Origin of the sequence: Paenibacillus shenyangensis (genome assembly GCF_000346635.1) — a bacterium.
GTDB classification, from domain to species: Bacteria; Bacillota; Bacilli; order Paenibacillales; family Paenibacillaceae; genus Saccharibacillus; species Saccharibacillus dauci.
On the sequence record NZ_AOIG01000029.1, the window covers coordinates 54,941 to 78,874 of the forward strand.

Annotated in this window: 31 protein-coding genes and 2 pseudogenes; 2 read left to right on the forward strand and 31 right to left on the reverse strand. The window is 43.9% G+C overall.

Annotated features, from left to right (window positions below):
* Window positions 1–1,594 precede the first annotated feature (1,594 nt).
* Window positions 1,595–2,074: a hypothetical protein gene (locus H065_RS0121665; RefSeq protein WP_017815195.1), complete on the forward strand. Its 480-nt coding sequence runs from the start codon at window positions 1,595–1,597 to the stop codon at window positions 2,072–2,074.
* A gap of 294 nt (window positions 2,075–2,368) precedes the next feature.
* Here H065_RS0121665 and H065_RS27745 read toward each other — a convergent pair whose 3' ends face one another.
* The 5 genes and pseudogenes from H065_RS27745 to H065_RS28010 form a co-directional block, all read right to left on the reverse strand.
* Entirely contained in the window at window positions 2,369–2,539 is a 171-nt protein-coding gene (locus H065_RS27745; protein ID WP_152425965.1) for a 3'-5' exonuclease, read from the reverse strand.
* A gap of 13 nt (window positions 2,540–2,552) precedes the next feature.
* Window positions 2,553–2,597, reverse strand: a pseudogene (locus H065_RS28620) (hypothetical protein); the annotation flags it as partial.
* 48 nt (window positions 2,598–2,645) lie between these two features.
* Entirely contained in the window at window positions 2,646–4,574 is a 1,929-nt protein-coding gene (locus tag H065_RS26550; RefSeq protein ID WP_017815197.1) for a UvrD-helicase domain-containing protein, read from the reverse strand.
* 10 nt (window positions 4,575–4,584) lie between these two features.
* The gene (locus H065_RS28005) at window positions 4,585–4,725 is read right to left on the reverse strand and encodes a hypothetical protein (protein WP_017815198.1); all 141 of its coding nucleotides are present in this window, start codon (window positions 4,723–4,725) and stop codon (window positions 4,585–4,587) included.
* A gap of 362 nt (window positions 4,726–5,087) precedes the next feature.
* Window positions 5,088–5,228, reverse strand: a complete 141-nt coding sequence (locus tag H065_RS28010) for a hypothetical protein (protein WP_017815199.1) — start codon at window positions 5,226–5,228, stop codon at window positions 5,088–5,090.
* Window positions 5,229–5,554: 326 nt separating this feature from the next.
* On the opposite strand from H065_RS28010, the gene H065_RS0121685 reads away from it, so the two are divergent.
* Window positions 5,555–5,959 (forward strand): hypothetical protein, encoded by a 405-nt coding sequence (locus H065_RS0121685; RefSeq protein WP_017815200.1) that lies wholly within the window; start codon window positions 5,555–5,557, stop codon window positions 5,957–5,959.
* Window positions 5,960–5,994: 35 nt separating this feature from the next.
* Here H065_RS0121685 and H065_RS27505 read toward each other — a convergent pair whose 3' ends face one another.
* From H065_RS27505 to H065_RS26575, 26 genes and pseudogenes are all read right to left on the reverse strand, one after another.
* Entirely contained in the window at window positions 5,995–6,699 is a 705-nt protein-coding gene (locus H065_RS27505; RefSeq protein ID WP_081604192.1) for a phosphodiester glycosidase family protein, read from the reverse strand.
* A 226-nt stretch (window positions 6,700–6,925) separates the two neighbouring features.
* Window positions 6,926–7,702 (reverse strand): hypothetical protein, encoded by a 777-nt coding sequence (locus tag H065_RS0121700; protein WP_238558012.1) that lies wholly within the window; start codon window positions 7,700–7,702, stop codon window positions 6,926–6,928.
* Window positions 7,703–7,923: 221 nt separating this feature from the next.
* Window positions 7,924–8,064, reverse strand: coding sequence for a hypothetical protein (locus tag H065_RS28015; protein WP_017815204.1), 141 nt, complete (start codon window positions 8,062–8,064; stop codon window positions 7,924–7,926).
* Between the two features lie 124 nt (window positions 8,065–8,188).
* A complete protein-coding gene (locus tag H065_RS28495) occupies window positions 8,189–8,338 on the reverse strand; it encodes an excalibur calcium-binding domain-containing protein (protein WP_274517943.1) in 150 nt (49 codons plus the stop codon).
* Window positions 8,339–8,464: 126 nt separating this feature from the next.
* Window positions 8,465–8,845 (reverse strand): annotated as a pseudogene (locus H065_RS28375) (NucA/NucB deoxyribonuclease domain-containing protein); the annotation flags it as partial.
* Window positions 8,846–9,535: 690 nt separating this feature from the next.
* A complete protein-coding gene (locus H065_RS0121715) occupies window positions 9,536–9,859 on the reverse strand; it encodes a hypothetical protein (protein WP_017815206.1) in 324 nt (107 codons plus the stop codon).
* Window positions 9,860–10,128: 269 nt separating this feature from the next.
* Window positions 10,129–10,635, reverse strand: a complete 507-nt coding sequence (locus tag H065_RS27220; RefSeq protein WP_017815207.1) for a hypothetical protein — start codon at window positions 10,633–10,635, stop codon at window positions 10,129–10,131.
* A gap of 91 nt (window positions 10,636–10,726) precedes the next feature.
* Window positions 10,727–10,990: a hypothetical protein gene (locus tag H065_RS0121725; RefSeq protein ID WP_017815208.1), complete on the reverse strand. Its 264-nt coding sequence runs from the start codon at window positions 10,988–10,990 to the stop codon at window positions 10,727–10,729.
* 66 nt (window positions 10,991–11,056) lie between these two features.
* Entirely contained in the window at window positions 11,057–11,689 is a 633-nt protein-coding gene (locus H065_RS27225) for an LPD29 domain-containing protein (RefSeq protein ID WP_017815209.1), read from the reverse strand.
* 69 nt (window positions 11,690–11,758) lie between these two features.
* Complete coding sequence (locus H065_RS0121735; RefSeq protein WP_017815210.1) at window positions 11,759–12,094, reverse strand: hypothetical protein; 336 nt, start codon at window positions 12,092–12,094, stop codon at window positions 11,759–11,761.
* A complete protein-coding gene (locus H065_RS0121740) occupies window positions 12,091–12,435 on the reverse strand; it encodes a hypothetical protein (protein ID WP_017815211.1) in 345 nt (114 codons plus the stop codon). Before H065_RS0121740 ends, H065_RS0121735 begins: the two co-directional genes overlap by 4 nt.
* 58 nt (window positions 12,436–12,493) lie before the next feature.
* Window positions 12,494–13,348 carry an ArdC family protein gene (locus tag H065_RS0121745; protein WP_017815212.1) on the reverse strand — a complete coding sequence of 285 codons (855 nt, stop codon included), beginning with the start codon at window positions 13,346–13,348 and terminating at the stop codon, window positions 12,494–12,496.
* A gap of 120 nt (window positions 13,349–13,468) precedes the next feature.
* Window positions 13,469–13,993 carry a hypothetical protein gene (locus H065_RS0121750; protein ID WP_017815213.1) on the reverse strand — a complete coding sequence of 175 codons (525 nt, stop codon included), beginning with the start codon at window positions 13,991–13,993 and terminating at the stop codon, window positions 13,469–13,471.
* A 73-nt stretch (window positions 13,994–14,066) separates the two neighbouring features.
* Entirely contained in the window at window positions 14,067–14,576 is a 510-nt protein-coding gene (locus tag H065_RS0121755) for a hypothetical protein (protein WP_017815214.1), read from the reverse strand.
* A 624-nt stretch (window positions 14,577–15,200) separates the two neighbouring features.
* Complete coding sequence (locus tag H065_RS0121760) at window positions 15,201–15,566, reverse strand: hypothetical protein (RefSeq protein ID WP_017815215.1); 366 nt, start codon at window positions 15,564–15,566, stop codon at window positions 15,201–15,203.
* A gap of 201 nt (window positions 15,567–15,767) precedes the next feature.
* Window positions 15,768–16,124: a hypothetical protein gene (locus H065_RS0121765; protein ID WP_238558013.1), complete on the reverse strand. Its 357-nt coding sequence runs from the start codon at window positions 16,122–16,124 to the stop codon at window positions 15,768–15,770.
* A 45-nt stretch (window positions 16,125–16,169) separates the two neighbouring features.
* Entirely contained in the window at window positions 16,170–16,349 is a 180-nt protein-coding gene (locus H065_RS26570; protein WP_152425966.1) for a hypothetical protein, read from the reverse strand.
* A gap of 219 nt (window positions 16,350–16,568) precedes the next feature.
* Window positions 16,569–17,099, reverse strand: a complete 531-nt coding sequence (locus tag H065_RS0121775; RefSeq protein ID WP_017815218.1) for a hypothetical protein — start codon at window positions 17,097–17,099, stop codon at window positions 16,569–16,571.
* A gap of 29 nt (window positions 17,100–17,128) precedes the next feature.
* Window positions 17,129–17,320 (reverse strand): hypothetical protein, encoded by a 192-nt coding sequence (locus H065_RS28380; RefSeq protein WP_017815219.1) that lies wholly within the window; start codon window positions 17,318–17,320, stop codon window positions 17,129–17,131.
* Between the two features lie 122 nt (window positions 17,321–17,442).
* Window positions 17,443–17,793 carry a hypothetical protein gene (locus H065_RS0121785; protein WP_017815220.1) on the reverse strand — a complete coding sequence of 117 codons (351 nt, stop codon included), beginning with the start codon at window positions 17,791–17,793 and terminating at the stop codon, window positions 17,443–17,445.
* Between the two features lie 65 nt (window positions 17,794–17,858).
* Window positions 17,859–18,161 carry a hypothetical protein gene (locus H065_RS0121790; protein WP_193746796.1) on the reverse strand — a complete coding sequence of 101 codons (303 nt, stop codon included), beginning with the start codon at window positions 18,159–18,161 and terminating at the stop codon, window positions 17,859–17,861.
* A gap of 25 nt (window positions 18,162–18,186) precedes the next feature.
* A complete protein-coding gene (locus tag H065_RS0121795) occupies window positions 18,187–18,426 on the reverse strand; it encodes a hypothetical protein (protein ID WP_017815222.1) in 240 nt (79 codons plus the stop codon).
* 19 nt (window positions 18,427–18,445) lie between these two features.
* Entirely contained in the window at window positions 18,446–19,450 is a 1,005-nt protein-coding gene (locus H065_RS0121800) for a hypothetical protein (protein ID WP_017815223.1), read from the reverse strand.
* A gap of 19 nt (window positions 19,451–19,469) precedes the next feature.
* Window positions 19,470–21,203, reverse strand: coding sequence for a C40 family peptidase (locus H065_RS0121805; RefSeq protein ID WP_017815224.1), 1,734 nt, complete (start codon window positions 21,201–21,203; stop codon window positions 19,470–19,472).
* Complete coding sequence (locus H065_RS0121810) at window positions 21,200–23,578, reverse strand: VirB4-like conjugal transfer ATPase, CD1110 family (protein WP_017815225.1); 2,379 nt, start codon at window positions 23,576–23,578, stop codon at window positions 21,200–21,202. The genes H065_RS0121805 and H065_RS0121810 overlap by 4 nt, the downstream gene beginning before the upstream one ends.
* The gene (locus H065_RS26575) at window positions 23,529–23,927 is read right to left on the reverse strand and encodes a PrgI family protein (protein WP_017815226.1); all 399 of its coding nucleotides are present in this window, start codon (window positions 23,925–23,927) and stop codon (window positions 23,529–23,531) included. The genes H065_RS0121810 and H065_RS26575 overlap by 50 nt, the downstream gene beginning before the upstream one ends.
* Between the last annotated feature and the right edge of the window lie 7 nt (window positions 23,928–23,934).

Sequence of the window (23,934 nt, forward strand, 5' to 3'; positions counted from 1 at the left end):
TCGTAGTTCAGCCGGTGATCGGTTCGCAGGTCCGCGAGGTTCGCCGCCGCTACGTCGCAGACCTGCGTCCGCATCAGCACCAGGACCCCATCCGGGCGGCGACCTGGGCCCGGCCGATCGTCTACCTCAGCCTTGGCACTCTGCTTACGTCTACCCCCGGCCTTAAGCGTTTCATAACACAGACCGCACGCACGATCCTCTCGGGCCTCCGCGCGGAGACGACCGGCGACCCGCACGTCTACGTCGAGCGGTTACCCCCGCAATCCCTGTAGCTGCGCAGCGCCAGCGTGTTCATCACACACGCGGAGTTCGAGTCCACCGCGAGGCCATCGCCAGCGGCGTCCCACACTCACCGTGCCGCTCACGACCGACCAGCCAGGAAATGCCGCCGACTCGTCCGGGGACAGGTGGCACTCCACTTCCCCGCCAACGTGGAGCCCGCCGGGTTCACGGCGGTGACCCAGCTTCTCCTGACAGACCCAGTACGCCGCGCGGCGGTGCACACATTGCAGTGGCGGATGCTCCCCCCAATCACCGCTCGGTGAGGTGCTCGCGGGCATCCTCGACATGCTCACCTGACTCTGTGGCGTTCGACGGGGACACTTCCTGGATCGCTGCCTTTTTGCTCCGTCCACCTGTGAGAATGCGAATGTTCCTGATTGGCAACGGGCAGCCCTTATCTTCCCGGCTGTTCCCCACTCACCCGGTCCGCCGCCGACTGCCCGCCTCTTTCTTTCATCACAATCCAAAATGCCCCTACCAGACGCCTGGTAGGGGCATTTTAGGTTAGCAGGGGGCCACCGCGTATGAATGGCGGTCTGCCTGCTGAAAGCTATAGCTGGATTCTTGATTCCTTATACTGGGACCCTCGGAACGCCGTCTACATACATCTATTCCTCACTACGGCCTGTTGTTACACGAGTCCCTTTCTTTGCATATATTGGCTTTTGACCCCTCCATTCTCTCTCCCACTTGCTTCTGCGACCTGACCTCCATACACCGATTACACACCACTTGTTCAATTTTACAGAAAGCCACTTATATTGACTTCTGCTTGGGATTACATTGCTCTCCTCGCCAAACGCAAGCGATCGATCCCCATTTGTCATAAAAGAATTGAACTTTCCATAGGAAATCATGTGGGTAAATTCGGGCGGATCTCCTTGAAGGCGGTTCAGCTACCGGTTACCTATACTCCGTTCTCAAAAGCTTATACAGGGGAACCAACGGTCACAAATCATTTTGGTTTTCCATATTGGTCCATGATCGTTAGGAATTTCTCATATCGTTCTACTCTATCTCTTGTAGACCACTGAATCATTCCAGATGGATAACGGATGATTCAGCGTGCTGCAGCCTGGCAACACTGGGCGGATCATACTGCAGTTCCTGCACCAATCCTTCTGCAGGGGAGGTTGGGAGCGATCGCACCGGCTACGTGTTATCGCTCCCGGTCCCGCTGCATAAAAGGTTGGTAGAAAGACGAACACCGACGTGTACGTCACCACCTGTTTTAGATCATTACCTATCACCCGTCAGAAGTCTTCGGACCGGTTTTCATCGGTACCATACCTATTATAGGAGATAACAAATTATGTTTAACACAATCCCTTTACAACAACCTATTCAAGTCGGTATCTTGACGACTAACCTTCCGCAGCTGGTACTGAAAGAGGATCAGCAGTACCTCGGCAAAAGTATCCAATTCCGAGAAGAGGAGCGCCCACATATTGAGCGACCGGATGAGGAGGGTGGTCATTCTGCCGATTTACGGAAGATGCTGCCTTACCTGCTGTCGCATCTCAACGCCCCTATGGCCTATGGCCGACATGAAAAAACCTTTCGGAAGCCATCGAGATATTACAGCTATTATCAAAATCGTTTTGAACTGTATTATTTGCTGGATGAAGCTATACACCTGGTCGTGCTGGAATTCAATCCAGATACTCCCCAGCATCTCAACATTCAAAACTGTTACAAGCTGGATAATGGATTTGAACGTTTAGCCAATCGGATGGAGCGTGGTTATGCTTTTTACACGTCACAAGCCACCATTACTTTGCCCGCTGCTTAATGACTCATCCTTCTGGTTCTTCTAAGTAAGCAACCTGCTGTGTGGGCTGCTTCAGCCTCGTATAACGGATATCCCTCAATCATTTATGTAAGCGCTTACTTAAATTAGGATTAGAAAACTCTCTTTACGAGAGTCTTTAGCAGCACTGATCACTGAATTTATTCGGTTCTTGGATGATAACCATGGGCTTCGCAAGACCGTTGCTTTGTTTTGATCTTCTATTTCCGCCTATCCATTCTGGATCGGCAACTGTAATTCTCTTAAAAACATCAAGCGTTTCACCGACTTGCCTTGTTATGTTTTCGGGAAGGTCAGATATAAATTCTGCTCCGCTCGGGTCGCAGCTACATACATCAGTCGGCGCTCTTCCTCAATTATCGTCAGCGGTTCTGCTTTTCTCCCGGCACTCGACCAGATCAATCTTTCGTAGCGGTATTGCTCTTCTGGAAGGCAGCCCTCCATCATATACACCAATCACAAAAACATTGCTGAACGCTAACCCTTTGCTTTTATGAATGGTCATGAATTGGAGAGCATTGTACTCGCCTTTATGGTAGCGCTCCAGGTTCTTTCACATTTCTGCCTTTCGTTGGCGCAAACGCTGGTGATACCCCAGTAGCTTGGACCAGGATGGGTACGCTATACACTCCTTCCGGATCCAAGCGATTTCCTCCTTGGTCAGTTTTTTGCTGTTCACCGGGAACTGCAGCAGTGGATCAACAAACTCCATCACTTGCACGGAAGCCGGCTGATTCCGGAACAGCTTAATCAAACTATTGAAGTAGTTTTGCAAGAGGGTTAGATCTGTTTTAGGCTGTTCCCGTTTGATAAAGTCTACAAAGTCCTTCAGCAGCTCATTGACTGAAGTTCCATCATGACTATGCATGAAAGTTCTGAAATTCTTCTCACTAATATAATAAGCCTGGGTCGTTCCCAGTAGTAAAGTTTCCCATGCTCTGGCTTCCGTAAGGGGATCTTCCCTAAGCAGGTTATTCCAGGCTTGAAAGGCCTTTTTAAATATGGATATATTAAAGATTCCCATAATGTCTTCACTGCTTTCGATCACATACGGGATATTATGCATATCCAAGGTTTGGTATACCGCCTGCAGTTGCCCAGCCGACCGGTATAGCACGGTCGATAAGGTATAATTAATCGGCTCTACTTTTCCTGCCTGGTCGCCTTTATATTCGAATGGTTCAGCTTTACCCCGTTCCTGAGCTTTTTTAATAATCCATTCAGCCTCTTCTGTCTGATCAGCAGCTGCCCAGACATAAGCATCGCCGCTGGATAGATGGAATGGATCCATGCGCTTCTCAATTCGATCATGCGCATTGTAATGGATCACCCGGTTACCCGCTTGCACAATATTCTGCTTGGACCGGTAATTGATCATCAGCTCAATGGTATGCGTATCATATACCGTATGAAATTCTTTGATATACTGTGGATCTGAACCGCGGAATGCATAGATACTTTGATCATCATCACCCACGATAATCAGCTTGGCCCCGGTGCCATCCGGCGGTGCAATCAGACGTAAAATTTCAACTTGCAGCGGATTAATATCCTGAAATTCATCAACAAAAATGTAGCGAAAGCGATTCTGTACAAACTGCCGGGCGGATTCGTACTGCTGCAGCGCCTGATACAGATTCATCATGTAATCATCATAGATAAAAATTTGCTGTCGAGATCGCTCCTCGAGAAATTCGGTGTATAAATTATAAAACCGACTGTCGATCGGTTCGGCAAAAGTGGTATTCCGATCTTTATAATGCTTACGGATAAATGCTTTCATATCATGTACATCATAAGTCAGACTCGTCCAGTACTCGATACGTTCCCGCAGGTTTTTTTCACCTTCTTTATTCAGGTCATGAAGCTGATGTTTCCGGATAAGATCACGGAACAATTGGCGCTCTCGTTCACTACTATCCTCCTGAATATTTCCTGTGACACCGACGGCAACACAGGCAGGTACCTGCTTCAGCAGCTGCTTAAACAAAAGACCAAAAATACTGTGAAAGGTGCCGATAGCGATGCGAGAATTATCGGTTTCTAAAAATTTATTGACTCGATGTTTCATTTCATTTGCCGCTTTTTTAGTAAAAGTGACCATACACATCGCAGAAGCCGGCACCTGCTCCATTTGCATAAAATAGGCGGCCTTCACACAAATCGTATCCGTTTTTCCACTACCGGCGCCGGCAACGATCCGTAAGTTCTTATCCATCGGGTAACGGATTGCCTGAACCTGATGCTCATTGAATGGATTGCCTTTAATTTGCTCCTTCTGATCAAAAAAGCTTTTATCTGCATCATATTCACTGATCTGATTGCCAGACAACACCGGTTCAATGATCTCCCCGTACCGCTGTTTATACGTATGCTGCGCAGCTGAAACCTTCTGGTAATCTCCCTGCAGCTTCTTATAGGCAGACATCAGGGCTTTGGCCTGGCTCTGCAGCTTGCTGTACTGATTGTTTGCGTCAATCAATCGGCCGGTTTTATCGTTCAGATCCGTTTTTTATAGTCTGATGTTCACTTTGCAGCTGCTGCAGCTGCTGCAGCTGCTGCTCCAGCTGTTCGATTTTGTCCAGCAGCTTATCTCTACCGGTCATCTGATTCATAACCTTTTGGAATTTCATATGTATGCTCCTATCTGTTGAAAACTATCACGTATATCTACTGGACTCGCTTCAATTAAGTAGACATGGAAAGTTCTGCTATGAAGTTATTTCATTGCATTATGTACCGAATATGTCATAGTACTCCCTCTGTGTGACTTTAGTGGACTATATAAAGAAACAAAGGGAATTTACGTGACCTAAATGCAATTCAAATGACTTTAGGTGACTTAAAGGGAATTTGAGGGTATAATAAAGGTATCCAAAATAAGTCCGTAGTGCTACCAACACTACGGGCAGGAATCGATAAGATCGGCGGACATACACGGCGATCGCTTATAACAGAATGTCATAAGAAAAACTGCCGGATAGGGCTCCCACCACTACGACCGGCGGTTTTTCTTGCTTTTACGCTGTTGTTTACTCTGTTGAATCAGATGACGTACCTGCAGGATCACCAGAATGAACTGGACTGCTTTGATTCCCACGTTGAGCAAACTCATCATAAAATCAAGGTGCGACATGGCCTCACCCCCTTTCGGGTTGCGATGCCGTGCCGCAGACCGCCGGACACTTACCTTTCCACGTTTTATTATAGCATGAAATGTATCCTAGAGAGTTAAGCTTGCTTCTTCAAGCAGCAAACATTCTCTATAAATGAAAACCACATTAGTATCATTGAAACTTTAGTTTCTATTTATTAAGTCCTCTTTTTCTTTCTAACTATAGTTCCTTTTCTCTAAAGATTTAATTTTCTGGATATTTATAACTAAAAATAAATAAATATGTAACTTCTTACTCTCTTTCTACGTTTACATTAGATAAACTACTATAGGAGGATGAATACCAGTTGAAATTACAGCGTAAATTCTGGATTATTTTGATAATAGCTGTTCTTATTATTGGTGGGGCATGGTTATTTTTCAAAGACGATAATCACTCTACTACACAACTTTATTACAAAGGTACGATTACAAAAATAGAAAAGTTAGATAGCAATATAGATGGTGCAAAATTATATTATTGGATTACCTTAGATGATGGATCTGGTCACGCGGTTACTAAAAATTCTACATTTTTCATCAATATGCCTATGCCTCTTGGAAGCGAAGGAGAGAAACACACTCAAGTTCGGCAAGAAGCAGACTTTAACAATATCAAAGTTGGGAATAAAGTAGAGCTATGGGATAGATATGTAAATGAACATGCCTATGAAATCTATGAACTCCAAACTCTTGATCTTACAAAAGAATAATAAAAAAGCCGTGAGTGCGCTCACGGCTTTTTTACTTAATTGGTTTTAATTAAACGAACCATATTCCAAATATATCGACCAGCCCCTCCATCAGATCCTTTTTCTTGCAAAAGAGATCCATTACGATAGCACTGCATTTGAGCTGAACCGCTTCCGTCCAAGTGAATAGCGTCTGTACAACCAATTGAATCTCGCATATAGTTACGAATTTGACTAATAGAACAAAGCCCGCCAGAAACCACCAAATAAGCGTAATAACCATCGCTTTCTTTTTTAAATCCCAGAGCAGAACGTCTAGTTACAGCAAGCTTGCTTACCTCAAACCCTTCGTCGTCCCACACTTCATTGAATTGATCATCGGATGATCGTAACATTAGACTTCCTCCACCAATGATGGTTTTGAAAGATAACGCCCCTACTTTATTTTTAAGATCCGCAACATTATTACAACGAGCAATCCCAGCTTTAATCGAGTTGTTTTCCGAATAAGTAAAAAAAGTTCCTCGAACTGAATCACTATTATTGTTTGAAATGGGATCTCCCACCACTCCATTATGCGAGATTGAAATTCCTGCCACAGGCGGAGCCGTATATTTTCCCCCTGCAAAAAAACCACCATTCATTCCATAAAAGGAAGTTGAACATACCGGTTTCTTAATGACTTCAGAAACAATATTGCTCGCTGGTGTTTTAATAACGTGTAACAGATTGTCATATTGATACGTGTAATTTACAGCCATGATTAGGTTAAAGGCGTAGAATCAGAAGGGTACATCCCTTTTTTAATTCTTCTTTTTGCCCTTACACTACTAAAGGAGATATTTCGACCACTTTTACAACCCGTGTTTAAAATTATTTGATACCAAGTAAATCCCTTTGTACAGACACCTATAATGCACCACTTATTTTTATATACTTCTTATATGGAAATGCAAGGGTTGCTGCGGCTTGCTCCCCTGCATCCCGTTATACTTTAGGAGGATATTGTTCTTCCATAGGCGCAGGTTCACATCGTCCCAGCTGCCAGCGTACCGGCTCATGATGATCAGAATAGATATACAACGTAACTGGAGGATATCCATTTCCATATAGAATCTTTTCTTGTTCTAATACAAACGGAATCAATAGTTGAACGAGCTCTTCTGCCTGCTGTGCCGTTCGGATCTGCTCATGCAAGGAAAGCCCCATCAGACTTTTCACATGCAAGGCACGAATTTCTGAAGCATACACCATAGCGTAGTGAAACGGATTCTGAATACCATACATATTCGCATACCGAAGAGGACTACGGAACTGGTCTCTGTCTTTCTCTTCATTGATCCACTGCTTGAGCTTGTCCAGTATTTCCCACGACTCGTTTTCCAATGCAACAAGGCGATTCTGTAAGGCGATACGCGAAGATTCCGGTAGCTGATTACCCATTTGGTCCAGTGTCGATTGAATTTCTTCTTCCTGCCGCTCTAAATTCTCCTCGATTTCATCCTCTTTGCTGGCCAGCTTATTGAGCAATTCTCGAGTGGCATAAGGGGAATAACCATCGGATTCGATCTCTGTGTAAGTCTTCCAAGACCTTGGAGAATGTTCATCGATGCGAACCATCTGATAATACGGATGAGCAAGTAGTCGCTCCCACTGGGCTAATTTTTCTTCCGGATCAAGACCTTCAAGGGATACCGCTCTGCCGTTTTCTGTCCATTTCAGAAGCTGCTGATAGGGATCAGGCGCTTTTTGTAAGTCTTCCACGCAAATTTTATGTATAAAGAAAATCATCTCAAATCCTCCGTCATCTCTGAAAAACGGGCATGCCCCGTTTCATTTTAGATTATTCTGGTGTATCATTAGAATATAAAGAAGGCCTGCAGTGCGCTAACACTGCAGGCTGGAATCGATAAGATCGGCGGACAACACGGCGATCGCTCAAACAGCATAGTTCAAGAAAACCGCCGGTTTAGGTTCCCCAACCTCTATGACCGGCGGTTTTTCTTGTTTTTGCGCTTTTGTTTGCTTTGCTGAATCAAGTGACGTACCTGCAGAATCACCAGTACAAGCTGGGCTGCTTTGATTCCTACGTTAAGCAAACTCATCACAAAATCAAGGTGCGACATGGCTCCACCCCCTTTCGGGCTGCGATGCCGTGCCGCGTACCGCCGGACACTTATCTTTCCATCTTTAATTATACCATGATTGGAAGGAACAATTCTTCATTTTATAACTCAGTCGGTAGACCCCTTACTCGCAGGCGACACCGTCCCGGTCCCGATCCAATTTGGTACTGTATCCTGGATCACCTTCATATAGCGGATCCATTCCTGCTTCTCTGACTGCAGAGCAATTTTGATAGAATACATCGCTGGATGGCTCTTCTTTTACAATCGGCATTTCCTCTTTCACCGGCTGCTTTTTCAATTCTGGTTGTGCAGCCGGGGTCTTCGGTGCAGCTGGTTTTTTCTCTGCAGGCGCTGTCTCTTTTTTCTTTGCATCAGCTGACTTCACCTCTGCGTTTGCAATCACAAAGCGGATGCGAGTGCCATCCGGATACTCACTTAATTGGTGACCTACCCAGGAGCCTGCGCCGCGATTGTCAGACGATTCTACATAAGCGACGTCTGCTCCGGCTCCGCCTTCTGCACACATGGCCATCGGCCACTCATCACGGTCATATCCTTCTTTGGTAGTCATTCCAGTTAATGCTTCGCTGCGGTTTTCCTTTGCACCCGCGCGATCAATCGTACAGACGGCTTCTTTTCCGCCGGATATCGCTGCTTTAATATGTTTGGCTGTTTGAGGATACCGGTCTGCCGGGAACTGGATAGTAGCATCATATCCTATTTTGGTAGATGACTCTACGGCAGCAGGTGGCGATTCAGCAGCTTGCTGGATCTTCACGGTTTGCGCAGACTCTGCCGCTTGTTGGGCTGCAGGTGACTGTGCTGCCTGACCATTGCTGATACCGGATATCAAAGAGATCGCTGCCCAGGTCACTCCTAATCCTCGTTTCACTCCGGATAATTTGTTCCACTGAAAGAAAATCATAATGTAGGGAATAAACAACCATCCAATAAACTTCCAAACTTTCTTTTTATTCATGATATTTGCTCCTTCACTTCGTTTGTAAACGGCTCTGATTAGATCATACAGACCGATGGATTATGTAAATCAAATTTCTAATAGTCCATCTGGTTCCAACTCTTATAACGGCATCTTGAAAGATATAGTGAATAGGGGATAATGTCGATTGATTAAATAGTAAATGCATAAAAAACCTGCGGTGTTGATCACATTGCAGGCTGAAAAACATATTATCTATATCTAAATATTGATATCTTGTCATAAACATTTTTATAAAGCTATGAAAGTTCCGATACCAATAAGAGCAAAAAAATCCGATTACTGAATGATACAGTAGTCGGATTTTTTTATTTATACATTTACCCAGGTGCCATCATGCTTCTGCGCTCGGCGAATCGAATCAGCCAGTTGAACATAGACGATAGATTCGCGTCCCTGGGGCGTCTTCGTCATGTATTCCATAAATCCAATTTCGATCTGGAAGTACTTATAACTCTCTTTATGCTGCTACGCCCAGGTTTTCGCCTTCAGCAAATCACGTTCGCCCTGCTTCAGCATATTAAGATAATAATCGATAACGATAAAGGCACCGCCTAAGGAAACAATAGCAAGCGCAAATTTAGCAGGAGCAGGAATTGGAATACGCAAAATGGTAGCAATTGAAGATCCTACACCGATTCTCTTAAATAAAGGCGCCAGTTTCCTCTGCAAAAAGCTTTGACTGCGCTTGTTCTCGTATGCATCACGCACCAAGTAAGCAACTTCATGTATTTGTTCCAATTCTACACGACTTAATTTCATCACTTTTGTATATTCTTGATATTCTGCCATTTTGTATTCTTCCAATATATTAGGTTTGGGGGTCTGGCCAGATACGCTCTCATCTATAAAGTTAAAATATGGAGGATTTTACAACATATATTTATTTTTTTGAACATCCGTATCTTATGATGAGCTGTAGATAATAGGCATGGTTTGCTGACAGATCTTGAAGATGAACTTTTTTTGTTCTATAAAGCATGACCAGGCTGCTTAATCACTATATTGTCCTATACGTCATGTTTAGTCACTTTAGAACTAATAAATTGAGCTCAAGCAAACTATTTCTTTAATGAATCAGTATAGGAACGCGGTGCACGAAAATTCATTATATCGTATCCTTGTTTATGCATTTGTTCCAGCATTTTTTCCAGCATATCGTCCGTAATACGCGCTGGAAAAACGCCCATTTTATCACGTAAAATGTTCTCAATTGCCCAGGCTTTACGACAAAAAAGCTCGTAATCCTCGTTGACCACCTGCTGCTGCTCAGTAAAGCCGCCTCCTACCTCATTGCCTTTCCGGAATAAACGAGACATTTCATACAGCCGTTTGCGCTCGGCACGTACCAGCTTCAGCAGCTTAATCAAGGAAAACGCACTCTGCTCCATCAGATAAGGGGTAGGACGCTTGGCGTCGATCAGCAGTACCGCCTTTTGTACGACCAGTTCCCGACGCTGTCCATCTTCGGTAATATCTTCTTCCCATAGATCCATCTCGCAAAAAGAGCAGTACGCCATGTTCACCTTTACCTGTACTTCCGTCCCACAATATCCGCATGTATGCATAAACGTTCCTCCGTTGATTGTTAGTTATGTAGTGCAGCGTACCAGGTACGCCGCACCACTATTATACTATGCTGCGCTGCAGCCGGTTCCCTTATTCTTCATCCGGTACCTGCAGCTGCTCCGCTTTTTGCAGCGCGCCGGATATGGTCACATACTGCCCCCGTCCGTGTTCCACAAACAAATACAAGTACATATCTTCTTGGTGGATCTCATACAGACCGGTTCCCAGCTCGTATTGCGAAAAGTTCCCTTCCGTCCGGATCGGCTTGACCTGCTGCTTCCGGAAGACCAGCCCGGCAATGCCTGAAATCTGAGTAATCACCGTAGGGATCACCGTCTTAATAGGAAAAGTCATGATTGTCTCCTTTCGCGCTTCTGCCGGCAGATTCGTGCCGGCAGATTCGTGCCGGCAGACCGCCGTCTATTTATTGTCCGGGTACATCAGCTGCGCCATCGATAAAAATGCCGCATCGATAAACGCCCCATGCCGTAATAGGATCATTTCGCCGTTCGGTAGTTTCTCGCAATTCGCCAGCAGCTGCCGGAGCAGATCGTATTTGAGTTGCTGCTCTGCGGTCAGCTGCTCGGCATGTTCCACGAGAAACAGCCGCTTTTTTCCCGGCGACGTGTACACGTCTTGGGCTTGGTTTGAAACCAAGTCCTCGGTACAAAAGTGCTGCTGCATCCGCTTTTCGGCGGCTGTCCACTGCAGTTTGCTGGTCAGACTATCCGCGCCTTCCGGATCGGTCTCATGCATGAACGTCCGGATCGCTTCCCGGCGTTCGTCGCTGATTGTCCGGTGCATAAAAATGTACTCTGCGCCGCAATAGGACTGCCCTTCCCACAAATAGCCGATTTCGGGGTCTTGGCTGCTGCGCTTGCTCTCCATCCACCCTACCGCCGCCGTCACGTCTTCTTCCAGCGGTCCATCTGTCCAATCCACGTTGACAGCATCTTTTGCCGATCGCACAATAAACGCTGTTTCGGGGAAACGCTGCTTTAACACTTTTCGGATTTTCCTTGCCGTCGCGGTCGCATTTTCATAGATACGCATCTGGAATACCTCCTGTGTTTGGGTTTGGGATATGTGAAAAGCCCGGGGGAGGGTTCCCCCGTGCGGCTCTTAACTGGCTTGAATCTGAACCGGTGCGGCAGCAATCAAGTATTCCATACTACGCTGCAGCCGCTGCAGCATGTCCTGCAGCTCGTTAGCTACTTGGTAAATCTTGCGCCCCTCGACTTCAAAAAAGCTGTAGTACACGGCAGCCAGCGGGTTCACCTGCTTCAGCATCCCGTCTACGCTTCGCACCCCTTCCGCCCGGAGCTGTTCGCAGTGCTGCAAAAAGTTATCGATCCGCTGGAACTCTACCTGCACCGGGCAGCCGGACACCTCAAACCGCGCCCGGTAGTTCCTGCCGCCGGTAATCTGGATCGCCGCCAATCGCTTGACCTTATTCATGCGCCGCACCCCTTCCCCGGAATCACAAAGCAGTTCGGCTGAAACGTGTCGCCCTGCTGGTTCACATCCAGTACCGCATCCCGGTAAACGTCCGGAACCAGCAGCCACCGCAAAACCTGCTGCAGCCCCAGGGAGCCGGTGCCGTAGTAAAACCAGCTAATCCCTTTGAACTGGAACTGTTCGGTTTTGGTGCGGATCGTAAACCGGTACCACTTGGCATTACTGAAGTTCCCCCGGATGGCGACAATCTCGCTCACCTTCAGCCGTCCGGATTCAATCAACCGGCGAACCGTATTCAAACATGCGCGTGTATCTCGTTTATAGTAGTACCGATATCTCATAGTATGTTCCTCCCTATATTTGGAATCAGGGTAGCCGACCGGCTACCCTGTCGTTGGTTTAATAGGTAATTCCCTGCATATAGTCGGCGGCGCGCTGTGCTTGCGCTGCAGCGTTAACGATTAATCGCGGATCGTCCTCTAACTGCTTGATCCAAGAATCCAAGTACGCCGCGCTTTGATCCAGCGTACTGCCATCGATCCCGGCAATGCCGCACATCATGGCGGCGGTCAGCTCGGCGACTAATTCCTCTTTGGAATAACACTCGTCACCAAATGCGGCGATCTCCTGCAGATCCCGGTCTAACCGGCTTTTGTGTCCGGTGCTGTGCGCCAGCTCGTGGAACTTGGTCGCATAATAGTCTTCCGGCGTGTCAAAATCTTCTATCGGCGGCATACTGATACGGTCGATTTTCGGACTATAGTAGGCGCGTCCGGATGCGTAGTATACCGGCGGCGCATCTTTGTAATTCTTTATGAGCTGTTCCGCGGCTTTGATCGGTGTATGCTGGTTGCGCTTTTGCAACTGCAGCCCTTTCGGCTTGATGCCTGTACACTGGGTACCGACGTTGTACACCCGGTAATACTTGAGGTACGGTACCAATTTTTGACCGTCTCCCTCGTCGCCGCTGTCCGGATCATCGTTTTTGTATTTCAGCATTTTCCAAAACACCACAACCGATGAATTTTTTAGCTCGCTGGGCTTCACGCGCCCCCCGGCATCCTTGATTTGCTTCAGCGTGGCATATTCGCCCGGCTCTACCAAAAACAGATTCACACCGCGATACGGCTTTTGCGTGACCCAGTTCACCGGGAACATATTCACCCAGGACTGCCGCCATACGGCAACCCCTTGCCGCAGCTTCTCCAAAATCTTGTCCGTGACCATTTGATAGATAAATTGATTGTTACTCATTCTGATTCCCCTTGCTTATTCATTTGTGATATAATCGGGGAAACAGTAAGTTTCCCCTTGCTGTTCTTTCTCTAGGTAAATCTGGGCTTCAGTCGTTCCCGCGGCTGAAGCTCTTTTTCGTTACATACATTGCCCATGCGCGTACCGGCGTAGCTCATGATATAGCCGCTTATCGGCTTGCAGCCGCTCCACATCGGCTATACATTTCGTGGTCTGCCGCATCGCCTTACGCTGGTTAATCGCGCGGTCGGTATCACGTTCCCACCGATTGGACAGGCTCATAATTCGGCTCCAATCATCCACGTTCAACCGATCCTTTTTGTTATAATCTTGAAGACTCTCGCAAATTCCGATTTTCAGCTGCAGACCCTTTTGCGCTTCTTCTCTGGCGGCTTTGATCGGCATGACATTTACTTTGCGTAGATCCTGTTTGAGCAGCTTGATTTCCGCCTGCAGCAGCTTGTCCACCATGTCCATAACCGGCTCGGCTTGGCTGTGTTCGCTGTCGCATCCATACGCGCAAACCTCAATACTCACGTAGCCGTTATTTCCTTCGACAAAATCCATTTGCTCCAAATACCGTCCTGTCTGGTGACATTCTTCACACCGTCCAATCGTGCTGTAACTCGTTGCACTGTAACTCATTGTTCTATGACCCCCATAACTGTATTTGGCATTCCTTGTACGCTACTCCTGAAGCGCTTTGCCACACGCTTGTTTATTCCCCTTCTTCCCATGCGTCAAATTCCTCACCTTGTGCGCCGCTCCGTGGATCGTCGCAGCCGTAATAACATTCCCGATGAATATTTTCGTGCTCGTCCATGAACGTTTTAACATCCCGGTTTTCTTTACCGCAGTGGCTGCAGGTGTCCATATCGACTACATGCTCAAAAGCACTGAACTCGTCATATTCCCGAAAATCTTCCAAAACCCGTTCTAACCCCGGATCAAAATTGCCAGTCGCTGGGTCGTTGGCTTGATCCCATTTGGACACCCATTCATCGATAGGCTGCAGCAGCAATTCGGCATTTCCCAGCTCGTGCGAACTGACATAAAAGTCACCCCGTGCAATTCGCATTTCCAGCCCATCCAAGAACGCGGTTTCGCCTTTCGACAATTCCCCGAACTGTGGGTTACGCATCTCCTTCATCCATTCCAGTGCAGACACGGTGTGAAGTGTGCGCTGTTCGGTGCGTTCGCCCTGTGTTTCGTATTCGTAGTCATTCATGTTTGATCACTCTCTTTCGGTTTTGTTTTTTGTCTCGGGACATTTTTTGTCTTTTTGACTGACGCATAGGTTAATGTCCCGAAAAGGAATTTTTTTCCCTTTTGACGCGGAGCTTAGTAACCTTGGCATAGTCCGGTCGTCAAGGGTGATCTTGGGACAAAAGTTTTTCGTCCCGATCTTGGACGGAAAACTTTTCCCCCCTTGACGATCGGACTGAGAATCTTAGAAAAAAAAGTTAGAGCCCCTTTAGGGGGTGAGTTCTCTGACTTTTTTTTCTTAGATGAACTGCTATGGGTTACTATGCGGAAGTCAAAAGGGGAAAAAATGTTTTAATTAAAAAAGAACCGGCGTGCCGGTTCTCTCTTCTTTTGGCTCTTTTTGGTTTGGATCTGGACATAAAAAAAGAGTGCTGGGTTTCCAGCACTCGACCTTTGAGAAGTATTCTTTTGGGTTTTCCGCTTGTACGCTCCGTGGCTGCGTAAGCGAAGGATAGGAACGTACAGCGACTTGGCAGCTCCGCTGCTTAGTCGCTGTAGTTATCGACCTGAGTAGTAGCCAGCGGCGCGTAGCAGGTCTTAGGCGGCGTTCTTTGCCGCCTTAGAGCTGGTAGCGTGAGCCCTTATGCTATTGAATGGTTTTCAGGTTGGCACCGGTAACATCGCCCAGGGCAGCAACCAACTGCTGATGAAATAGCGGATCATTATCCATCCGGGTAACCAGCGCGTTCAGCACACGCTCCTTCTCATAATCCGGCATATGATTCACCAGCTGCAGATTCTTCTTCCGGATCGCTGTAATCTCCTGATGCTGCTGCAGTTCTTCCAATAGCTGCGCCCGGCGCGCGTCCGGCTTATGTTCTTCCAGACTAACCAGAAAAGCCATGAGCAGCTCGGTTTCCTGAATCAATTCCTGAAGCTGTCCGTTATCGCTCAAGCGCTTAGAATAGCGCATACGCTCTAATATGATGGCTCTATCTCTTGTATTAATCATTGCCTCAATCCCCTTTAAACCAAAATTGTGCAACAATAAGTTAGAAAAATTAATTTTCTAACTTAATTTATACAAATTGGGTCTAAGCTGAAACATGGCCGCAAAATAACGTTCGGGTTTTTGAATCAAAACGTCCATGGCATTCCGGAAAAATGGGCTGCCGGCAGAAGCCAAAACCGAACAATCCTAATCTTGAATCGGTCACATTACTTTTTTGCCGATCTGAGAAACTAACAGTATCATCATGGCGAAAATCATCATTTTGAAAGCCAGTACAAACCCCTCTGCAGCTGGACGACCCAACCCCAGCGCAGTCACGGCTCCGAATATCACCGTGATCACCACGATCACGACCACCGCGCGAACCACGAACAAAAATAAATCATCTTGCTTCGTCACCCGGTACACCACTATCAGGCTAATCACAAACAAAATCCCGGCTAATAGGAAGCCGCCGATTAATGCACCGGTCGACTTCTCATAAAATAAAAGCCACTCAATGATTAAAACCGAACCGATCACAACCGCCAGCTGCAGCAGCAGCGCTGTATATTTCATAAATAAACTTTGACGCATCGATAAACGCCCTTTCCGATCATAGGATTAGTATTCGGTATAATAGCGATCGGCACTCACTGCCGGTGTTTTTTTATGCTGCTCTGGTAACTGCAGCAGCTGGATCGTTGTCGGTTCCTGCTCTGACCAAGTAAGAACGCTTGTCGCCTGCAGACCATCCAGCGTATCGATCAGCTGCGGTTTGGTTTTGCCAGTTGACCGGATCAAGAACGTCCAGCCAGGCATACAGCGATTTTTTGAAAAATGATTATACAAAATCCGGACAAGCTTCCGTTCTGAATCGTTCACTGTACATTTTCCTTTCTGCTTCACCCTGAAGCGGCCACTCTATTATTCTACACATTGATTCCTTCATACTCTTTTACTTTTTCATAAAACGTCGTCTTGGTCATTCCCAGTGACTTAAACGCAGCGGTAGCGATCAAATTACGAAATGCTAAATTTAATGACATATGCATGATCGTGTAGCTTTATAAACGAATTGGTATATTCGTTTATATCCAAGATCCGTTGTATTTTAGGCACTGCTTTAGATGCCTGTATTACTTTACTGAATAGCTGCCCCGTATAATAGTCAGGCTGCGGTAAGCTGCTTAGTTCTTTCAGATATTCTATTGCCGCATATTCTGGCTTGGTTTGGTCTAACCTTAAAAATATCTTCCTAAAAGGCTCTGAGCAAGCATTATGCAACATTTCTTCTAGCCCAAATTCTACAGTATCTTCAATTCCATGATTTCTTAATTTTGGACCAAACGGTTTCCAGAATGCAATTTTGATCCCTACGTTCTTTATTTCCTTTATCCTCCAAGATTCTATGCTTCGTTTTAGAGCTGCTTCCCAATGCTCCATTAATTGCTGATCCATAATCTCAACAATCAGCTCCACCCGCGTATCGTTCTCTACGTCTTGAAGGTACTTATTCTTGTCTGGTTGAGATTTACTTTTCGGGATATTCATAAAGACGCTCCTTTTAAGAATGATAGTCATTACTTGGCATCGAGTAGATACTTTTGGTTCGTACTCGCCTGCTGAACAGAAGGATAATTAACATTCGTTATTGTTGCTGGGCTTGTATCGGCAGCTTCATTATTTAATTCCAATGCTGTTTTGATCTCATTAAGTATATGCTGAGTCTGCTGCAGCTCTTGATTTATATCCAGAATAGCTTTTATAAACAAATTCGCTTTATTCGCTGATCGTAACTGTTGAGCATACTATAAAGTTATCTATACAAGAAATTATAATATACATTTACGTATACGTATACGTATACGTAAATGTATGTGTAAATTTAAAAATTTTAATCGAACTTTATATGCTTGTTCAATCGTTCTACTTCTTTAGTATTTCTGCACTTTTGAATCATTTTTGTAACACTACTTTCTGTTTCTCCATTCAAAAGTTGTAATCTTGTCCACCAGCTCCGACCGTTCACACTTAATGTTATTCTCCACTCTGTACTGTAACAAAGTATACTGTGTACTTTTTCCACTGACTTTATTATTAACGTCTCTTCTGGTTCATTAGGAATATTTTTGGGATCATCGCAGCCATAAAAGCATTGATTCAAAATATGATCTCCCCACTTATCAAAGTGCTCTCTTATAAATACATTCTTTCTTTCACAAAAATCACAAGAACTCAAAATCATTGGTTTCCTCCAAGAGATTATTTAAAGGAAGGAACTGAACTTCCTGCTCAGTTCCTTCCTTTAGTTTAAACAGCCCCTGCTCCTTGATATTGATGCCCTACTTCTTCTGATTCTTGTTTATTTGAACTGGTAACGACTTGTTTAAGATGGTCAAAATTCCCCTTTTGGATCTCTTTGATGACATCTTTCAGGTTAATTCCATGTCCACTTAATACAACAATACTGTCCTCAATCTCACGCACTTTTTGTTGATGCTCCAATTCTTTAATCTGAGATTGTACTTTTTTTATTTCATCCTCTAGCTTAGCTTTCCGATTAAGCAAATTTTCTTCCTTTTGCAACAGTTTAAATAACTTTTCTTCCATCATATTTCCCCCATTCTATTAATGTTTATCATTGATCTATTGAAGATAATCCCCAAAGATTAAGGATCACCTGTTTCGCTTGCTCAATATTTTCACACTTTTTCACATTAGGAATAACATAGTGACCATCTACTGTAATATGCAGCTCTCTATCATCATAGTTTTCCATTTCATCAGCATCTACAAGCCTATGGATCACCACGTGTTCTGCCAGTTCTTCAACTAAATAGTTGGGTACATCAATATCCGACGAGTTAAATACCAACATTTTAAAACCTCCTAGTTGATCAGCAGTCATAATAGTCATGTTTATAACTGATTTTTTTATATAAGAAGAATAGTAGAGATCCACCTAATATGATCGCAACCCATAAAATCATATTTATTGCTGCTGGACTCATTGTTACAGGTTTGCTTACTTCCTTCTCTGCAGGTGCTGCGATTATAAAAGGATCTTTAGCAACTTCTGTTTCTAATACACTTTTATTTTCATCTGAAGAAGTTGTATTGGTATTCAACATTTTTTCTAAATGTTCCTGAGAAACGCCTTCGTATTCTTTAGGAGGATCAGTCTCTCCGCTTTGAAGCATTTTCTCATTTATTTGCATATTGAGTTTATTAACTTCTCCTTTTCTGATCGTCACTTTTCTTTCAAAATCAATACTATAATCAGCTGCATTTTCCCCAACAATATTTACAAAACTGACCTCATACTGTCCTGGTTCAATTTCTTCGGAATACAGGTAATCATTGATTTTATCTAAGCGAACGACAATATTTTGACTCTCACTCCCTAACAGATTAATCAGGATCGTTTTATCAAAATTTTCAGGCACTAAAGCGCTGGCATCTAATCTAGTAGCAATAATTTCAACTGGTTCTTTTACTATAGGAGCTGATGGAACAGGAATTGCAGGAGTTACAACAGGACTTTTCTTCTTTTCAAGCTCTTTCTTGGCTGCTGTTGCGTCTTTTGGCTTTTGTTCTGCTTTCGGTACAATCTTCACCGTTGCTGGCTTAGAAGTAGCAGTAGGTGGCTTTACTTGTTCCTTTTTCTTAATCGATTCGGTGTCTGATTGAGTTTTATCTTTAACTTTATCTTTAGGGATATTTTCTGTTTTGGAATCGGTCTCTGACTCGGTTGCTACTTTTGCTTTATCCGTGGTTTCTGTTTGAACAGAAACTGAAGCGGCAGCATTGCCGCTATTTGCTTCTGTAGCAAAGACCGGTAAGGACACTGTTGCAGTAATTATGGACATCACTGCTGCAGTAGTTAATATCTTGTATTTCATGAATTCACCTTACCTTCATTTATTGAAATGCTATTGGTCGCCTTGGATACTTGAACCCTTTATAACTGTTCACTACCACGCCATGACTTGAAGAACAATGCACATACAACGGGTTATTATTAGAATTCCTGCCGATGTAAATACCAATATGATTAATTCCACCGTTTCCAGGGATATTTTTAAACACTAGATCGCCGGGCTGTAATTCACTCATGCTGATAGATGTAGTTCGCCCCCATTGATAAGATGTACCTCCGCCGGACATTGTATTTCCTAAACCTCCTGTTTTAAAAGCCCAATCGATAAAACCACTGCAATCTAATCCATACGGACGTACTGTACCTGATTTCTCGCTTCCGGGAGCAGTGATTAACTTTGGTTTTCCCCATTCACTGTTCCATCCAGGAGCACTTTTTCCACCCCAGAAATAGCTTACCTTTCCGACTAATGTTAGAGCGGTCTGAATAAGCTGTTGTCTGGCTGCTCCCACATTTTCAATATCAGGGTAATCACCCGGATTTATTGGTATAGGTGCTGGCCCCGTTGTACCTCCACCAATTTCCTGCACTAGATCAGGAAATTGTTCTTGTATGCCGCCAGATGTTACTAACCTTCTTGCCCAATCTTCTTGCTCTTCATTGAACCCTATTTTTGTGAATACATCTTCCATATCATAGGAATACACCTTTATAATCAAACGCTTCTTTCTTTCATTCTTGCAGACTTTTTTTCCATTTTTATGTCTACACTTTTTTTCATAATAGGTTTGTTTACTTGTCTTTATTTCATTGAATTCTTTATACAGCTCTTTCAAATAAACTGATTGTTTATCCGTGAAATCCAAATCTTGTTCAAAATGAACAGTTAGAACAGCAAAAACTTCAACCCAGTTCGCTTGTGCTACTCCATCCTCGTTCATGTACTCTACTCGGACATCATCATAGCCACCACTATTTTTCAGTTGAACTATTTTGTTTTGAAAATCAGTGTTTAACTGCTGGATCTCATTTTTATAGCTTTTGGCATTGTCTTCATCTGTCATAAAAAAAGAACCGGCTGCAGATGTACTTGCTCCACCAATATTATTGGTTACCATCAGTAGTAAAAACAGTACTGCTCCCACCGCTGCGCCTATTATCCATACTTTAGGATTAGACGCTATCGAAGCCATGAGCCGCTTCATAAGTTGTTTCATAGCCTGCTGTACTGCCGGAAGCTGCATAGACTTCTTGACAGCTGCCTTTCCCTTCAATGCAGCAGAATACTTATTTTTAGGGCTCGATCGGTGAGTTAACATCTTGATTTTACTTGATGTAGGTACTGCAGTATTTTGAGTTTTAGTGCTACTCGACTTTCTTGCAGAAAAGCTTCTAGGCTCTTTTCTAGTACGAATAGAGCGTCCTGTCTCTTTAATTCTGTTACTGGCTTTTTTAGCGGTAACAAATGTGTTTCTGGCTTTCTTAGTTCCCTCTCGTGCCAATTCAAGAGACTGAATACTCTCATGGCTTTCTTCCTGATCAAAATGATCTACAGCTCTCGCTGTGTGCCTTAAACCACGTTTAGCATGTTCGCGTGGCATTGTTTTTAAACGTTGTCGAGTTTCTTGCTTTATATGCTCTTTTAGTAAGGAACGACCCCCCCTGACATGTGAAGAGGGGTTCGTTGATAGAGTTCTATTTAGTTTCAGCTTTTTATTTAATGCAGGCTTCAGATAGCTTATAGTTGGCTTGGATGTTCCTGTCGGCTCACTCATGCTGTATTCTCCTGCTCTAACATGAGTTCTTCCTGTCTGACTTCGGATACTTTGGTTGTCATCATTCCATACAATTTAGTATCTTTCGGGAACTCATCTTCAAATGGAATGATCCCTTTACCTTCGCCGTTCCCTATAAACATCAATCCTTGTCCTTGATCTGCATTGGTAACGTAACTGAGCTGGGTTTCTGAAATATCCAAAAGCGCTGCCAGTTCTTTCCGATCCGATTTAGCTTGGTTGAGCATCATAAGGAACATTGAATTTGAGAGCATTGTTCGGGCAAGATCAGATTTCAGCAAGTCCTCTACATTCTGGGTAATGCCGGTTGGAATACCTCCCCACTTTCTTGCACGTTTCCAGAGTTCATATAAGAATGAAGCAGAGTATTCGTTTGTGAATAAAAGATAGATTTCATCAATATAGATCCATGTATTCTTGCCCTTACTTCTGTTCATGGTAATGCGATTCCATACTTGGTCTAAAACAATCAGCATTCCCATTGTTTTAAGCTGCTTCCCTAAATCTTTAATATCAAAACATACCAAGCGATTGTTGATATTAATATTCGTCTTGTTCGCAAATACAGACAAATTGCCTTTAACGTACAGCTCGAGGGCGGTAGCAATTTCCATAGCTTCCGGATCTTCTTGTTCCTTTAGCTTTTCATAGAAGTCAATCAGCGTAGGGATATCCTTCTTATCAAACGATTTGAGGTATTCATGATACGTAAGCTTTAAGCAGCGATCAATAATCGATTTTTCTTTCGGACTCAACCCATAACGTCCACCTACGATTACTTCACATAGCGACAATACAAAATCAGATTTCAGCATGAGCGGATCATCATCATCCGCATAATCCATAGTCATATCCAAAGGATTAATATAGTTTTTAGATCCTGCAGAGATATGAATAACCTCGCCTTTAAAGTTATTTACAAGCCTCGTGTATTCGCGCTCTGGATCGATGATAATAACATCGTCTTCAGTATTTAATAGCACATTAGCCATTTCACGTTTTGCAGCAAAACTCTTACCCGATCCCGGTGTTCCTAATATAAATCCGTTAGGGGTTTGTAGGGATAACCGGCTAAACATGATCAACTTTCTGGATACTGCATTAAGCCCGTAGTACATACCGCCTTCCTGGAACAACTCTTGATTTGTGAATGGCATGAAAATTGCTGTACTTTCTGTAGTAAGGGTTCGGGAAATGTTAAGCAAATTCAGGCCAAACGGCAAACATGAATTTAATGCGTCTTCCTGTTGGTAATGTAGTGTTCCAACCTGACATAAAAATTTATTACCTACAGCAGAAATTTCTTTTGTATCTTTATCGAGTCCTTCTAATGTGTCTGCAAAATGGACGATCACAACATTAGTAACAAACATTTTTTGGTTTTTGTTGATTAGATCATCCAGTAATTCGTTTGCTTCAGCTAACGAGTGTCTCAACTCATGGGGGATAAATGCTTCCAAATAGCCGTTTTTCACACTTTTTTTCTGATACTCAATTTTGTTCGCTTCCATACCTGTAATTTGCTTTTTGACAAGACGCAAGGCTTTATGGGAATCGACCGATTTAATATTCATAGTAAGCAGCATATTGAAACTAAAATCGGTAACTTCACTTAAAAACTTATCATTCAGGAAAGTAGGTAAATCTTTAATATAAATAGCCCTGGCATACTTATTACCGATAATCATATGGTCTCTTTTAAAGGTTAATGAGTCGGCTGCGATAAGATCTTTAGTGATAAGTCCCTTTCTTTTGGTTTCTGTCGGTTCATACCGGAAATGCCCTTCTTGCCCCATTCGATAAACGTCATGTAGCTGCTCCAATCTTGCAGCTGCATTTAATCCGGTAATTGAACTTCCCATCTTCTTAAAGATGGCTTGAGTTTCACGCTCTAAACGAGTAAAAGTATTACGGGCTTCCTCTACAGAAATAGATTCAATATTAATAGTTACATACTTTTCTTTTTGGATTTCATTCTTTCCGCCCGATATTTTGTCCTTGATCATGGTGTTGTATTCTTCTCGGAAAGGACTCATGAAATCATCTTTATTTTCAACTATGATTTTCTTCTCCAGTTCACCTCTATTGATATTCTTATTTTCTATAGATACCTGTAAGTTCATATTAGAGTCAAAGGAGTTTAAGAACTGGCAATAATGAGAAAATACCTCTTCCTGATCATCCTGCTTCCCTACTTGGTAATTGATGTCGATGTATGAGAAGACTTTGGAGAATCGGTCTTTTCCGTGCTTCATAATTCCGTCATCAGTAATACTTGAGTAAGGGATCGATTGCTGTGAGGACTTAGGAATTCTGACTTTCTTTTTTGCCTTTTTTGGTTTTAAAAATAGCACGCTTTTTCCCCTCCTCTTTCTTGCTAGCCTTGATCAATACTTCGAATAAGTTGGCCGTCTGGTATTTTCTTTTTTGGGGGTAAACCAGCTCTTGCTGAATCACAGTTTTCAGGAACTGCTCAAATGTCATTCCGTTGTAATTAAAATAGCCAATGAGAAATATAGGCATTGCAATAAGAATAGCTATCCAGCTTGCCGTATCTGCCCCTACAATATCTCTTCCATACCAATAAAGCGGAATATTGATCGCAAAGGCTATAATCGTGCATAGAAGCTGTCTAAGCGTCAGCCCAAAGAACAGTTTTTCTTTGTACGTCCTTATTTCCTTTTGAATTCTAACTTCTATCATATGCCCT